12 protein-coding genes are annotated in these 14,355 nt (G+C 53.3%); 7 read left to right on the top strand and 5 right to left on the bottom strand.

Translation table 11 applies throughout. The features are described 5' to 3' along the window. Positions 1-60 precede the first annotated feature (60 nt). Genes H8E27_13375 through H8E27_13355 form a run of 5 tightly spaced genes read left to right on the top strand, consistent with a single transcriptional unit; the run spans position 61 to position 4,981 of the window. Entirely contained in the window at positions 61-1,305 is a 1,245-nt protein-coding gene (locus tag H8E27_13375) for a hypothetical protein (GenBank protein ID MBC8326605.1), read from the top strand. Continuing rightward, positions 1,302-2,117, top strand: a complete 816-nt coding sequence (locus H8E27_13370; protein MBC8326604.1) for a sugar phosphate isomerase/epimerase — start codon at positions 1,302-1,304, stop codon at positions 2,115-2,117. Before H8E27_13375 ends, H8E27_13370 begins: the two co-directional genes overlap by 4 nt. A 1-nt stretch (position 2,118) precedes the next feature. Then, positions 2,119-3,048: an aldo/keto reductase gene (locus H8E27_13365; GenBank protein ID MBC8326603.1), complete on the top strand. Its 930-nt coding sequence runs from the start codon at positions 2,119-2,121 to the stop codon at positions 3,046-3,048. A 6-nt stretch (positions 3,049-3,054) separates the two neighbouring features. Beyond that, entirely contained in the window at positions 3,055-4,080 is a 1,026-nt protein-coding gene (locus tag H8E27_13360; GenBank protein MBC8326602.1) for a zinc-binding alcohol dehydrogenase family protein, read from the top strand. Positions 4,081-4,129: 49 nt separating this feature from the next. Then, complete coding sequence (locus H8E27_13355; GenBank protein ID MBC8326601.1) at positions 4,130-4,981, top strand: dienelactone hydrolase family protein; 852 nt, start codon at positions 4,130-4,132, stop codon at positions 4,979-4,981. 8 nt (positions 4,982-4,989) lie between these two features. On the opposite strand, the gene H8E27_13350 is transcribed toward H8E27_13355, so the two are convergent. The 5 genes from H8E27_13350 to H8E27_13330 all read right to left on the bottom strand — a co-directional run bounded on the left by H8E27_13350 (position 4,990) and on the right by H8E27_13330 (position 12,332). Further along, positions 4,990-6,324: a sulfatase-like hydrolase/transferase gene (locus H8E27_13350; GenBank protein MBC8326600.1), complete on the bottom strand. Its 1,335-nt coding sequence runs from the start codon at positions 6,322-6,324 to the stop codon at positions 4,990-4,992. A gap of 86 nt (positions 6,325-6,410) precedes the next feature. Beyond that, on the bottom strand, positions 6,411-6,734 hold the full coding sequence (locus H8E27_13345; protein MBC8326599.1) for a 30S ribosomal protein S20: 324 nt from the start codon (positions 6,732-6,734) through the stop codon (positions 6,411-6,413). A 52-nt stretch (positions 6,735-6,786) separates the two neighbouring features. Next, complete coding sequence (tmk, locus tag H8E27_13340) at positions 6,787-7,404, bottom strand: dTMP kinase (GenBank protein MBC8326598.1); 618 nt, start codon at positions 7,402-7,404, stop codon at positions 6,787-6,789. A gap of 128 nt (positions 7,405-7,532) precedes the next feature. After that, complete coding sequence (locus H8E27_13335) at positions 7,533-8,945, bottom strand: cysteine--tRNA ligase (protein MBC8326597.1); 1,413 nt, start codon at positions 8,943-8,945, stop codon at positions 7,533-7,535. Positions 8,946-9,173: 228 nt separating this feature from the next. After that, the gene (locus tag H8E27_13330; protein ID MBC8326596.1) at positions 9,174-12,332 is read right to left on the bottom strand and encodes a c-type cytochrome; all 3,159 of its coding nucleotides are present in this window, start codon (positions 12,330-12,332) and stop codon (positions 9,174-9,176) included. 164 nt (positions 12,333-12,496) lie between these two features. On the opposite strand from H8E27_13330, the gene H8E27_13325 reads away from it, so the two are divergent. After that, complete coding sequence (locus tag H8E27_13325; GenBank protein ID MBC8326595.1) at positions 12,497-12,712, top strand: hypothetical protein; 216 nt, start codon at positions 12,497-12,499, stop codon at positions 12,710-12,712. A gap of 78 nt (positions 12,713-12,790) precedes the next feature. Next, complete coding sequence (locus H8E27_13320; protein ID MBC8326594.1) at positions 12,791-14,353, top strand: citramalate synthase; 1,563 nt, start codon at positions 12,791-12,793, stop codon at positions 14,351-14,353. Positions 14,354-14,355: the final 2 nt, after the last annotated feature.

The following is a 14,355-nucleotide window of genomic DNA, read 5'->3' as shown; positions in this document are numbered from 1 at the left end:
AACAATTTACAAAGAGATGCTTGCTTCTGTTTCGCGTTCCGCTAAATTCCGCCCTTCGGTATGTTGACTCTTGAAAAATACACCATCGGTGTGGGCGATCGCTTTGCTCATCAGGCAAAAGCGCAATTACAAGCCTGCGTGAAGCTCGCGGAAAATGGCATCGACGTGATTCCGGTTTGGAACAAATCCAACCGCGAACACAACTTCATCGGCTCTGAACCACAAAGTGTTTTCGACGCCGCGAAGGCTGCAGTGGGGGCACTCGGCTGGGTTAAAGGATGGCATGTGGATGCTGATCACATCAACATGGACACGGTCGACAAGTATCTCGACTGCTCTGATTTTTTCACCATCGACGTGGCCGATTCCATCGGCCATGCGCCCGAAGGCGATGCGGTGGCGGTGTTTATTGGGAAACATCCCGAGTTGATCGGCAGCGTGACCCTCGCGGGCATTGACGAGCCAATCGAAATCACCCGCGAGTACGTGGAAAAAGTCGCCGCCAAATATCTCTCCGCAGTTGCCGAGGCGGCGAAAATTTATCGCCACATTGAATCGAAGAAAGGCGAGTTCATCGCCGAGGTTTCGATGGACGAAACTGACGCGCCACAGACGCCGCCTGAGCTATTGATCATCCTCGCCGCGCTCGCCGATGAAGGCGTGCAGCTGCAGACCATCGCGCCAAAATTCACGGGCCGTTTTAATAAGGGCGTTGATTACGTCGGTGACCTTGCGCAGTTCGAGAAGGAATTCAATGATGACCTCGCCGTCATCGCGCACGCGATTGCGAATTATGGTTTGCCAGAAAACCTAAAGCTCAGTGTGCATAGCGGCAGCGATAAGTTTTCCATTTACCCGATCATCGGCAACGCCCTCCGCCGCACTGGCGCGGGCGTTCACGTAAAAACTGCGGGCACCACTTGGCTCGAAGAACTCATCGGCCTTGCCGAAGCCGGCGGCGAAGGCCTCACGTTGTCCAAAGAGATTTACGCCAAGGCACTGGAGAATGTGGACGCGATGTGCGCGCCGTACGCCTCGGTAATTGACATTGATTCTGCCAAGCTACCCACCGCCGAGGCAGTCAATGGCTGGGCCGGTGACCAATACGCCAACGCGCTGCGGCACGTGCAGGAGCATCCGGAGTACAACCAACACTTCCGCCAGTTACTGCATATTGCCTTCAAGCTCGCCGCTAAAGAGGGCGCGCGCTACACCGATTTACTGAAAGCCAACGCTGAAGTCGTTGGTAAAAATGTCACCGAAAATCTTTATGACCGCCACTTCAAGCGGTTATTTGTCGCATGATCAAATCCGCAGTCACCATCTCACTCGTCAAGGAAGCCGAAGGCGGCCCGTTCATTTTCTGGCACGATCTCGCCGCCGGTTGCGCCAAAGCCGCTGAGTTGGGCTACGATGCCGTCGAGGTATTCGCGCCCAATGCCGATGCGATTCCCGTCGATGAACTCCGCGCGCTCACCGCGCAGCATAATCTCAACGTCGCCGCCGTGGGCACGGGCGGCGGATGGGTCATCCACAAATGGCACCTTTGTCAGCCGGACGCCGCCTCGCGCGACAACGCCAAAAATTTCATCTGCGCCATCATCGACGCCGGGGCAAAGCTCGGCGCGCCCGCCATCATCGGTTCAATGCAAGGCCGCTTCGAAGGTGACGTGAGCAAAGTGCAAGCGCACGATTTTCTGCGCACTGCACTCAACGAACTCGGCGAACACGCCAAAGCCGCGGGCGTGCCTTTAATTTACGAACCGCTCAACCGCTATGAAAGTAATCTGCTCAATCGCGCCGAAGACACCGTGGATTTTCTCGGCACACTCGACACCGACAACATCGTCATCCTCGCCGATCTCTTCCACATGAATATCGAGGAAATCAACATCGCCGACGCGTTGCGCACTTATGGCAAACACATCGGTCACGTACATTTTGTGGACAGTAACCGCCGCCCCGCCGGGTGCGCTCACATGGACTATGCGCCAATCGCTGCTGCTTTGAAAGAAATCGGCTACGATCAGTACGCCTCCGCCGAGGCCTTCCCGTGGCCGAATTCCGATGAAGCGGCCAAGGCCACCCTCGACGCTTTTAAAAAACACCTCGCCTGATATGAAGCGCCGCAAGCTGGGCAACACGGATCTTGAATTGCCGGTCATCTCGTATGGCGCGTCGTCATTGGGGCAGGAGTTTCGGCGGGTGACGATTGAAGAGGCATTGCGGTCTTGTCGCGTAGCGCTGGATTTGGGGATGAACTTCATTGACACCTCGCCGTTTTACGGGCGCGGTATGAGTGAGGTGTTGCTTGGGCAGGTGTTGCGTGATTTGCCGCGTGAAGAGTTTATACTCGGCACAAAGCTGGGCCGGTACGATTTGGCGCATTTCGATTTCTCCGCCAAGCGCGTGGTGGAAAGTATTGACGTTAGTCTTCACCGTATGGGAATTGATCATCTCGACATCATTCTTTGCCACGACATTGAATTTGTGGACTTGCAACAGATCGTCGACGAAACCATTCCCGCGATTCAAAAAGTCCGCGATGCGGGCAAGGTGCGCTACATTGGCTTCTCCGGGTATCCAATGAAAATTTTCCCGTTCATCCTCGACCAAATCGATGTGGACGTGGTGCTCTCTTATAATAATTATCATTTGCAAAACACCCGCTTCGCCGAGCACTTCGATTATCTCAAACAAAAGAAAGTCGGCATCATGAACGCCGGCCCTTTTTGCGCGCGGCTGCTCACGAATGCGACCTTGCCCGCGTGGCACAAAGAGCCGGAAGAAGTCCGTGCCGCCTGCAAACAGGCTGCCGACCACTGCGCCAGCAAAGGCGTGGATATCGCGCAGCTCGCCGTCCAATTCTGCGTGGCCAACAAAAACATCACCACCACCATCGCCGGCAGCGCCAACCCCGATAACGTTCGTAACTGGGCCAAATGGGCGGCGTCTCCGATGGATGAAGAGCTGCTCACCGAAGTGCTGGCCATTATTGAACCAGTCAAAGACATTGGGCACATTGAGGGCTTGCCGAACAATAACTAGATTTTTATGAAAGCAATTATTCTTGAAAAGCCTGAGCAATTCACCACTGCAATTATTGATGAACCGGAATTGCCGCGCTCGTGCGAGGCGTTGGTGGAGGTGTCCCGGGTGGGGATTTGTGGTACGGATGTGTCGGGGTACCTTGGAAAGATGCCGTTTTATACGTATCCGGTGATTCCCGGACATGAGTTGGGGGTGACGGTGTTGGCGGTGGGAGAAGGAGTGCACAATGTGCAGGAGGGCGATCACTGCGCGGTGGAGCCTTATATGAATTGTGGCGAGTGTTTTGCCTGTCGCAAGGGCGCGACGAATTGTTGTGAATCGTTGGAAGTCATTGGCGTGCATAAGAATGGCGGGATGTGTGAGCGGTTTATTTTGCCGGCGCGGAAATTGCATCCATCAAAAAAAATGACGATGGATCAGTTGGCGCTGGTGGAAACGCTGGCGATTGGTTGCAACTGTGTAAATCGTGCGGCTTCCAGCAAAGGCGACAAAGTTTTGGTGATTGGCGCGGGGCCAATTGGAATGGCGGTGATTGAGTTTTTGAAAGTGGCCCAAACCGAAATCACAGTAATGGATATGAACGAAACGCGTCTGCAGTTTTGCAAGGGCAAGCTCGGCGTGGATCACACGGTGATTTTCAAAAATGATGGCACCGAGGTCGAGCGATTACGGGAAGTGAACGGCGGGGAGTTGCCGACCACGGTCATCGACGCCACGGGCAGTCACGTCTCGATGTCCAACGCATTTCAATTTTGCGCGTTCACGGGGCAGGTGTTGTACGTGGGCATCACCACGCAGGAGTTGAGTTTCAAACATGTGACCATTCACCGGCCTGAAATCACTATCAAAGCATCGCGCAATGCGTTGCCAGGCGATTTCCAGCGCATCATCGGCCTCATCGAAGAGGGCGTCATAGACACCGATCCATGGCTCTCGCATCAAGCCAGTTACGACGATTTCATCGGTGAGTTCCCCAACTGGCTTAAGCCGGAAACAGGGGTGATCAAGGCCGTGCTGCATATGAATTAAATGCACGGGCAATGTAACCCTTATCCGAGAATTGCCGTATTTTAATCCAATGATGAAACACATCTTTGTTGCTCTGCTAATTGCCGCCTCTTTTTCTTTGAAGGCGGCAGCCCCCCTCAAGCCCGCTGAAGCAGCTTGGAAGAATACGCGCGATTACAAAATCATCACGCCCAAGAATTACGATCCGAAGAAAAAATATCCCTTCATCCTGTCGCTACACGGATTCACCTCTAACGGTCGTGGTCAGGCGGCATTTTTCCCACTGGCAGACTTGGCGGAGAAATACGGGTTTCTTTATTGCTTTCCCAGCGGGTTAGACCGCAGTTGGAATGCGACCAATGCCTGTTGTGACTTTAGGAATAAACATGACGATTCAGCCTATCTGCGTGACCTGATCCTATGGGCCCGGAAAGAATACAGTATTGATAAGAAGAAAGTGTATGTGACGGGTTTATCCAATGGCGGGTTTATGAGCTACCGAATGGCTCAGGATCATGCAGATCTGATTACCGCGATTGTTCCTTTCGCCGGGGTAGGCTTCAAAAAATGGCCAAAGCAACCGAACAATCCGTTGAGCGTGTTGCATATTCATGGAACAAAAGACAGCACGATCAAGTGGAAAGGCGGAAGTATAATTGCTCGTGCCTACCCCTCTGCGGAAGAGAATTTTGAGAATTGGCGCCGGTTCAACAAATGTGACAAGGCTGTGGACGCCAGTAAGGAAAAGATTGATTTGGCAAGGCGGGTACTTGGAAAAGAGACGACCATAACGCGGTTTACCAACAAGGATGAGACTGTAACCACTGAGCTTTGGAAGGTGAATGGGGGGGGGCATGTGACCCCACCAACTGCCGAAGCGCGTGAACGCATTATCCAGTGGATGCTGGCACAGTCGAAGTAGTGTCTAATTTACTTTGTGTTATTATTCGCCCAGTCGTCGTGAAGTTTTTTCAGGCGTTGGGTAATGTCCGGGTGATTCGCTGCCAGATTTTTCATCTCGCTCACACTTTCCCTTAAATTTACGAGGAAGAGTTGGTCTTTTGCCGTTAAGGGTGCCTTGTTGCTAGTGTCTTGCGGGTTGCCGATTAGTTTCCAGTCACCCTGACGTACTGCCCAGCGCGGCTGTTTTCCACGTCCTGTCTGCCAATGCAACACATCATGCGGTGTCTTGGCTTGATCATTTTTGATTACACTCACAATGCTTTTGCCGTCGATATCCTTTTGTAACAGCTTGGACCCTGTAAGCTCAGCAATGGTTGGTAGCCAGTCGCAGCTATGGGCTATCTGATTTCGCACTGCACCTTCCGGTAAACTTCCCGGCCAGCTGATGATTGCAGGCACACGTAAGCCTCCTTCAAACATGGAAAATTTTGCCCCGCGATACGGGCCTGAACTTCCCCCTCCAAAATGAGCGCGTTCCTCGTGACTATGGCCATGATCGCTTTGGAAAATAATGATCGTATTCTTACGCAGTCCAAGCCGATCCACCGTGCCGACCAGTTGGCCTATCGCCTCATCCTGCGTGGATAGAAACGCGGCGTAAAGATTGCGGGGGGAGGGGAGATTTTTGTATTGCTTGAGCCATGTTGCATATCCCTGATATGGGTAATGTGGCGTATTCAAGGCAAAATACATAAAGAAAGGTTTGTCTTGGTTTTGCTGGATAAACTTCCCCGCTTCCGCAGCCATAAGTTCGGGAAAGAATTTACCGTCCTCAAAAACTTCTTTACCGTTACGCCAGAGATCATGCCGGTTAGGGCCTTGCCAATAAAAGAAATGGGAATAATTGTCGATGCAGCCACCCATGTGCCCGAACGAATAATCAAAGCCCTGATTGTTTGGCATCGTTTCAGGAGTGTAACCCAGATGCCACTTGCCAATGTGGGCTGTTCTGTAACCGTCTGCTTTCATAGTCTCAGCGATCGTGACTTCACTGGCGGCGAGGCCGGCTTTGCCTTTAGTAGAGCCGGCATTGCCTGGCATGCCCGCGCGCAACGGATAACGGCCCGTTAAAAGTCCGGCTCGTGAAGGGGAGCATACCGGTGCTGACGCATAAAATTGTGTAAAACGCACACCGCGCTTAGCCAGCTCATCCATGTGCGGCGTGACAAGGTCTTTCGAGCCGTAGCAATTCAAGTCTACCGATCCCTGATCATCAGTATAAATAATGATGACATTCGGTTTACGCGCAGCAGCTGTTAGAGAAAGTGCACAGAGGGTCAGGGCAAACAAAGTGATTCGCATAAACGAAACTTACCACGCCACAGAATTTGGACGATAAAAAAACGCCCGACTGTTCATCGGGCGTTTGAATTTTTTTTGCTAACCGGTTACGCAGTTTTCAGCGCGGCCACGCTTTTGCTGAGGCGACTCTTGCGGCGGGCAGCGGTGCGCTTGTGCATCACGCCCACCTTCGCGGCTTTGTCCAGCGCGCTCTGCAATTTCTGCAGCGTCTCGGTTGCCTTGGCTTGGTCGCCATTGGCGGTCACTTGACGCAGCGTGCGGCGGAGGTTGGAGATGTTCTCTTTCACGCGCAAATTGTGCTCGGTCTTGCGGCCGGTTTTGCGTGAAAGATAATCGCGCCGCCAAGCGAGGCGTTCCTCGGATTTGAGGTCTTTGACCTTCTTGATTTTAATGTTTACCTGATTAGCCATACGAAAAGGGAGCGGGAAATTAGCGGAACTAGCGGGAATGTCAACGGCTTTCTCAACTTTTCAGTAAACTGGAAACCGTCGTCCAAATGTCCGCTTGCACGGCATTGAGCGGTCGATCGGCGTTAATAGTGTGGATGCGCTCCGGTTCGGATTTCGCCAGCGCGGCATAACCGGCCTCGATTCGCTGGAAAAATTCCCGATTTGCGGACTCAAACCGATCGGTGCCTTGCCGATTGGCGCGGCGTTTTTCGCTGATTTCCAGCGGAATTTGCAGAAAAATCGTCAAATTCGGTCGTGTTTCGCCCACGGCAAAATCGATAATCGCCTGCACCTGCGCCGCATCCAGCCCGCGCCCCGCGCCTTGATAAACGGTGGTGGAATCATAAAATCGATCGCACAAAACTACCTCTCCCGCCGCCAATGCGGAGCGGATGACTTCCCGCACCAACTGTGCGCGACTGGCGTTCATCAGCAATAGCTCAGCCTCGGCGGTGAGATTTTTCGGGCCGTGCTTGAGCAGTTTACGGATTTGTTCGCCACTCTCTGTACCGCCCGGCTCGCGCACGACGCGCACCGTGTGCCCCGCCGCCTGCAAGCGCTCAGTGAGCTTGTGAATGTGCGTCGATTTGCCGCAGCCTTCGGTGCCTTCGAATGTGATGAAAAGAGACATTTTTTAATTCCCAATGAGCAATGAGCAATGACCAAGGAATGCCCAATGAATCAATGCCCAAATTTTCCCTCCGTCAATTGGGATTTGGGTTTTGGTTTTTCCTTGGGATTTGGTCATTGGAGGCTTGGTCATTTTGCCCGCTTCAGTTTCGCTCCCTTTGCCGTATCCTCAATTGCCCATCCCTGTTCTGCCAACTCATTACGAATCGCATCCGCGCGTGCGAAATCTTTTGCCGTGCGCGCTTCGGCGCGTTCTTCGAGCAGGGCGGTGAGTTCCGCTGGTGCTTCCTCTTCGGCTTTGCCCACAGCGAGGACGGTGTCGATGCTTTCCCACGCGGCCAATTCGGCGGCGGCGGTGGTGGCGTCCATTTGGTTTTCGGCAAGGCGGCGGTTGCAGTCGCGCACCCAATCGAACACCACGCCCCACGCGCTGGAAACATTGAGGTCGTCGTCGAGTGCAGTGGTGAATTTTTTGATGACTTCCGGTGCGGCATTCGCAGTAGCACCCTCAGCCAGCTCATGGAGTTTGCTGACGCATTCGTCGATGCGATTCATCGCCGTGCGCGCGCCGTCGAGGCCGGACATTGTGAAATTGAATGTCTCGCGATAGTGCGCACTGATCATTAGTTGGCGCACCTCGCGGCCGTCGTAGCCTTTATCGATGAGATCGCGCAGCGTGTAAAAGTTGCCGAGGCTTTTGCTCATCTTTTTGCCTTCCACCAAAAGGTGCGCGCCGTGCAGCCAATGCTTCACGAACGGCTTGCCTTCCTCCTGAACGCCCGCGCCTTCGCTTTGGGCAATTTCATCCTCGTGATGCGGGAAGGCCAAATCCTCGCCGCCGAGGTGCAAATCAAAACTTGTGCCGAGCAATTTCATGCTCATCGCGCTGCACTCAATGTGCCATCCCGGACGGCCTTCGCCCCATGGGCTGGGCCAATAAACGTCGCCATCATCCGGCACCCGCGCTTTCCATAGGGCGAAGTCCGCCAGCGATTCCTTTTCGTATTCGTCATCGCTCACGCGCTCGCCTTGCCGCATTTCGTCAAAGTTGAGATTCACCAGCCGCCCGTATTGGCAGCCGCAACTCTGATAATTTTCGATGGAAAAATAAATCGACTGATCCGCCGCTTGATACGCAATGCCACGCTCCATGAGTTTACTAATGAGATCGATCATCTCCGGAATGTGATCGGTCGCCTTTGGAATGTGGTGTGCCTCGGTGCAGTTAAGCACTTTGAGGTCAGCAAAAAATGCCTCCTGATATTTCGTGGTGTATTCGGCAAGCGTGGTGTTTTGCTCGCGCACACGCCGGATGATTTTATCTTCCACATCCGTGATGTTCATCACGTGGTTCACTTCGTATCCTCGGAATTCGAGGTAACGTCTCACCAGATCGGCAAACACAAATGTCCGGAAATTCCCAATGTGCGCGAAGTCATGAACCGTTGGCCCACAGCAATACATTCCGACCGCGCCGTTGGGGTTCAACGGTTCAAACGGGTTCACCTTTCGCGAAAGAGTATTATGCAAGTGCAATGCCATACGCGCGGCAACCTAGCGGGGCAGGGGGGAAAGCGAAAGAGAAATTCAATTCGAGCCCGGATTGCGCTCTGTTCCATTAACCGTGATCTTGATCAATCGATCCAACGTCCGGTGAATGTCCCCAAGCGCCTGTGCGTATCCACGTTGCCACGTCCTGTCTTCGCCCTTCACGGCCACGTTGAGGGCCACAAGGGTTGCGTGGTTTTTGGGCTCAAACCTAATGAAGATCTATTTGTTGTGGGGATGTTCCTTCAGTAAATCGGCCGGATTATAGAGTCCCCTCATATCCTTTACCGAATTGCGTACACGAGATACCTGCGCAGGGCTGATCACTGAGGCTTCATTCCCATAGGAATTACGAACAAAGGTAAGCACGGCAGCGATTTCATTATCATTCAATAGCGATTCAAAGGGGGTCATCGGCACCTGGCCGGGATATTTTTTGCCCTTCACTTCAATCGGCCCAAGTAATCCCTTGAGAGTTAGTTTAATTAACCGTTCCGGATCTCCATTGGACCATAATGTGCCAGCCAATGGGGGGAATCCCGATTCCGGCAAGCCTTTGCCATTGGGTTGGTGACAGGTGGCGCAGTGGGCATCCCGATTATAAATTTCCTCGCCCAGGACATAGAGTTTTGCCTCCGCCTTGGAGAGATGCGCGGGGGGTTGGAGCCGTGACCTATGAACGGCAGGAGGTACGGGGGTGTTTTCAAGGACGCCTTTGGCGAAATCCATAGTTTGCTTGTAGGTGGGAGCAATCCCTTTGGGCTCGGCCGCTGCCAAAACTTCTAGGCCATCTTTTTTGCCAAGGAAGGATGCGGCAACCGTCGCCTCTATGCGTACCCGACCGTGGGAATCGGTTGCCGCCTTGGTGAGTAGTTCCTTGTGATTCTTTACCTGCTTGAGGTTGAAGCGCAATACGCGGACTGCTGCGGAACGAACGCGGTGATCTCCAGAGCCAAGTAATTGTTTTAGGAGTGCTACATCAATTTGCCCGGCACCCCATGTGACCCACAGGGCTTCCAGCTTCAGGCGTTCATCTGCATCTTTCGGCAAGTTCTTTACCCAGGCACGCGTGGCTTTGACCACCGAGTCCGCATCTCTGCCGCGCAACTCCCTTCGCGTCCGGTAACGCGAACGGTACTCGTGGAGCTTTAGGTTTTCCAGTAACTGGGGGATGGCTGCCCCGGCAATTTTTGCCGGCTTAACTAAAGGGCGGGATGGGTAGGTGATACGGTAAACACGACCATGAGCGTGGTCACGATTGGGATCCCGCGCACTATGCTGCATGTGTCCGATCAATGCATTGTGCCAATCGACCACGTAAAGTGAACCATCCGGAGCGAATTCCAAGTCCGTGGGGCGAAAGTTCAGGTCCTTGGAAACAAACAGGTCGTGTCGGAACTCCGTTGTGAAGCCCGGATCCGTATCGATTATCTTGTGCTGCTTGGCCCCGAGAAAGCCAATGTTGTTGTTGATTAAAACGTCGCCTTGAACTTCTTCAGGGAAATGCCGGCTGGAAACAAATTCCACACCGGAGGTCGGGCGAACATTATTTGAAGTAATGATATTGGGGGCTTTTAAATTAGCTCCATACCGTGCCTTGACTGACCCGGGAAGCATCCAGGACAAGCTTGTGCCTGATGTATGAAGGAAAAGATCCTGCCCATAGTTGTCAAAGGCAACGCCCCAAGGGTTGGGGATACTGAACTGAGAGTAGCGGATGATTGTCTTGCGCTGCGGACTGTACCGGAAAAATCCGCCATTGGTTCCGCGTTGCGGACCAAATACCGACTCCACATTGCTGTGAAGAAACACGCCTTCACACATGATAAAGGCACCGGAAGGGTCGGCGCAGAACGCTGAGATGGCGTGGTGGGTGTCGTGATCATCAAACCCGGAAAGCACCACCTCCCGAGTATCATAGCGGTCGTCGCCGTTGGTGTCTTTATACCGCACAAGGCTTCCGCTTTGGGACACGTAAACTCCGTCGTGAGAGATTTCAAAACCGATGGGGATATGCAGATCATCGGCAAAATTAATCTGCTTGTCGGCTTTGCCATCATTATTGGTATCCTCAAAAATGATCAGCTTATCCTTGGGGCGCGGATCCCCAATTCGGTAATGCGGATAACTGGCCATGGTCGCAACCCAGAGCCGGCCCTTGTTATCAAAGGCCATTTGTACGGGGTTAGCCAAATCCGGGAATCGCCCTTCATCGGCGAAGAGCTCTATCTTATATCCTTCAGCAACCTGAATCTTGGTTTGAGTTACTTTGCCGGGATTATAGTTAACATTACCATTTTTGCCTCCCGGACGGTAGTTACTTTGCACTGCCGGTAATTTTGATGTCTTGGCATCTGCAGCGTTCACATCAAAAGCCTGCCCTTTAAGCGTCGCCCAGATCGCCTGATCGCGAATTTCAGTCATCTCGCGAGTCTTCTTGAGCTCAAAGGGATAATTCTTTGGGCCAAAGGGATTATAACGACGCCCATATACGTGGACGCCATTGGGGATCTTAAAATCATTTTGCCAATAGAAGTTTTTATCCATGACGGCTTTGTGAACGGCCGAACGCAGATTTTCTGATGGGTTTTCTTCCTGAAAAAGAGCCTTAACCAGAAGGCTCGCCAGTTTGCGATATCCCAACCCGTTTAGTAGAGCTCCATCGACAGTGTGAGCTTCACCGGCCGAGTACCATTGGCTGGACGGACTAAAGGCATCCACGAACAGCACGTTGTTTTCGCGGGCCACCGCACGCATCGCCTCAGTGTAAAGAATGAGGTTGGTGTTTTGCTGGACTCCATCGGTAACCCCCTTGGTGGACTGCACCGCCGTGGGAGAAACCAAGACCAGACGAGGAGCGCTCTTCCCATTGTATTTCTGCGCCAGCGTGTGTTTTAAGAATGCATCAAGCTCCTTCTTAAACCGACCCAGCTCGCCAGCGCCGTCAAAGGAAGAATTAAAACCAAAGAAGGCAATAATCACATCAGTCTTTAAACGGGTTAGCCATTGGTCGGGCGTTTCAAAATGGCCGTTAGGGCCGGATCTTGCCTTTAGTTTTTGGCTGATCATTTCCTGTGCCCCCGGGAAGGCATACTGGCCTCCTTGCCCTCGACCAGGATGCGGGCGAAACCCCGGAGTATTTCCTTCATCACACAAGTTCCGGATCGTTAAGTCTTTTAAAGGGAACCGCAGATAAAGTTCTGTTTCAAGATGCCCATAGTGAATCATACGAGAACCCATACCCGCGCCTACCAACGTAATGCGGTCGCCTTTCTTTAATGAAAGATTTGCCGGAGCCGCCTCCACCTTGGGCACAATAACGACAGGGATAAGGGGCCAAATTACGGATAAACAAAATCGGATGAATTTATGGGGAAACATTTCTTTGAGCGTTTTAATTTTTAATGACTAAGACAAAGGCGGGTTTTATTCCATGCCGGACGGCGAATCAACGTATTTGAGAATTAATTTCATATAGGACAGTAAATGTCCCATGTTCGTGAGATCCTGTTTGCAGAGTTTGAACACAAACCAAGGAGAACAAAATGTACAATGAACTAAATGAACAACTGGAGCTGGGTTTTGATCGCAATGTGATTCGCGCGGAAGTACCGCGCACGCGTCGGCGGGTGGCGCGGGCCGGGTGGTGGTTCGATCAAATCCGCAAGATGATTGATGCAGATGAGGTGTTGCCTACGCCACGGGTGGTGCAGGGGCGATTGGAGTTTTCGCCCACGCGGACGGTCTCCTTTCCGGCGTAAATTGCCGGAAACAAGCCGTTTGGGGTTTGCAAGGCAAGTGCCTTTGGCGTAGAACTCGCCTCCCGCTTGGCGGGAGTGATGAGCAAGGAACTGGTTGAAATCTATGACACGACGCTGCGCGATGGCACGCAGGGCGAAGGTGTGAGCTTTTCGGTCGCGGACAAGCTTCGCGTGGCCGAGCGGCTTGATGCCTTTGGCGTGCATTACGTGGAGGGCGGTTGGCCGGGGAGCAATCCGAAGGACATCGAGTTTTTCAAACAAGCGGCCAAGCGCAAATGGAAGCACGCGCAGATCGCGGCCTTTGGCTCCACGCGCCGGAAGAAAGTTTCGGCGAAAGATGATCCGCAAGTGAAATTGCTGATCGATGCCAAGACGCCGGTGGTCACTATTTTTGGCAAGACGTGGCTGTTGCACGTGAAGGAAGTGCTGCGCACCACACCGGACGAAAACATCGCGATGATCGCCGACACGATTGCGTTTCTGAAAAAAAACAAACGCAAAGTCATCTACGACGCCGAGCACGCGCTCGATGGGTTTAAGGACGACCCCGAATACGCGATGGCCACTTGGAAAGCAGCCGAAGCGGCAGGCGCGGATTTCGTGGTGTTGTGCGATACCAACGGCGGCACGCTGCCCAGCGAAGTGGCGGCCATCACCGCGGCGGCGCGCAAAGAACTTTCGTGCCCGATCGGCATCCACACGCACAACGACATCGGGCTCGGCGTGGCGAACGCCTTGGTGGCGGTGGAGCAGGGTGCCACACAGGTACAAGGCACCATCAATGGCTACGGCGAGCGCACGGGCAATTGCAATCTCACCAGCGCGATTCCAAATATCGCATTGAAGATGGGACGACGCTCGATGCCGAAAGCGCGTTTGAAAAAGTTGCGCGAGGTTTCGCGTTTCGTCGATGAAGTGGCCAACCTCGTTCCCGATCGCCACCAGCCGTGGGTGGGCGGAACGGCCTTCGCCCACAAAGGCGGGATGCACGTGAACGCCGTGCAAAAAGTGGCGTCCAGTTTTGAACACACCAATCCGGAAGTGGTCGGCAATGCGCGGCGCATTCTGGTGAGCGATCTCGCCGGGCGCAGCAACATCGTGATGAAGGCGCAGGAGATGGGGATCCGCATTGCCAATGATGCGCCGGAGCTTAAAGACATTCTTGCGCGTGTGAAAGAGCAGGAACATCTCGGCTACGATTACGAAGGCGCGGAAGGTTCGCTGGCGCTGCTCATCCGCAAAGCGCTCGGTCGCGTGGAGCCGGCATTTGATTTGGAAGCGTATCACGTCTCGATGCGCGGCGATGCAGCGGATCACGTTTGCGAAGCGACGGTGAAAGTGCGCGTCGGCGACAAATCCGCCCACACCGTAGCCGATGGCGATGGCCCCGTGAACGCGCTCGATCAAGCGCTGCGCAATGCGTTACGTGGATTTTATCCGGCGCTCAAGCAAGTGCGGTTGACGGATTATAAAGTGCGAATACTCAACAGCACCACCGGCACCGCCGCCAAAACCCGCGTGCTCATTGAGTCCACCGACGGTAAGGACCGCTGGTACACCGTGGGCGTAAACGAAAATATCATCGAAGCCAGTTTGCAGGCACTGCTCGACAGCATCGAATTTCGTTTGTTGAAGAAATAGTT

The sequence above is a fragment of the Limisphaerales bacterium genome (assembly GCA_014382585.1).
GTDB lineage: Bacteria > Verrucomicrobiota > Verrucomicrobiia > Limisphaerales > UBA1100 > JACNJL01.
Note: the sequence above shows the minus strand (reverse complement) of the source record. Positions and strands in the feature narration are given on the sequence as shown.

Excerpts from the sequence above, each read along its gene's own strand:
- H8E27_13375 (MBC8326605.1), top strand. The coding sequence starts at position 61 with ATGTTGACTCTTGAAAAATACACCATCGGTGTGGGCGATCGCTTTGCT.
- H8E27_13370 (MBC8326604.1), top strand. The coding sequence starts at position 1,302 with ATGATCAAATCCGCAGTCACCATCTCACTCGTCAAGGAAGCCGAAGGC.
- H8E27_13365 (MBC8326603.1), top strand. The coding sequence starts at position 2,119 with ATGAAGCGCCGCAAGCTGGGCAACACGGATCTTGAATTGCCGGTCATC.
- H8E27_13360 (MBC8326602.1), top strand. The coding sequence starts at position 3,055 with ATGAAAGCAATTATTCTTGAAAAGCCTGAGCAATTCACCACTGCAATT.
- H8E27_13355 (MBC8326601.1), top strand. The coding sequence starts at position 4,130 with ATGATGAAACACATCTTTGTTGCTCTGCTAATTGCCGCCTCTTTTTCT.
- H8E27_13350 (MBC8326600.1), bottom strand. The coding sequence starts at position 6,324 with ATGCGAATCACTTTGTTTGCCCTGACCCTCTGTGCACTTTCTCTAACA.
- H8E27_13345 (MBC8326599.1), bottom strand. The coding sequence starts at position 6,734 with ATGGCTAATCAGGTAAACATTAAAATCAAGAAGGTCAAAGACCTCAAA.
- tmk (MBC8326598.1), bottom strand. The coding sequence starts at position 7,404 with ATGTCTCTTTTCATCACATTCGAAGGCACCGAAGGCTGCGGCAAATCG.
- H8E27_13335 (MBC8326597.1), bottom strand. The coding sequence starts at position 8,945 with ATGGCATTGCACTTGCATAATACTCTTTCGCGAAAGGTGAACCCGTTT.
- H8E27_13330 (MBC8326596.1), bottom strand. The coding sequence starts at position 12,332 with ATGTTTCCCCATAAATTCATCCGATTTTGTTTATCCGTAATTTGGCCC.
- H8E27_13325 (MBC8326595.1), top strand. The coding sequence starts at position 12,497 with ATGTACAATGAACTAAATGAACAACTGGAGCTGGGTTTTGATCGCAAT.
- H8E27_13320 (MBC8326594.1), top strand. The coding sequence starts at position 12,791 with ATGAGCAAGGAACTGGTTGAAATCTATGACACGACGCTGCGCGATGGC.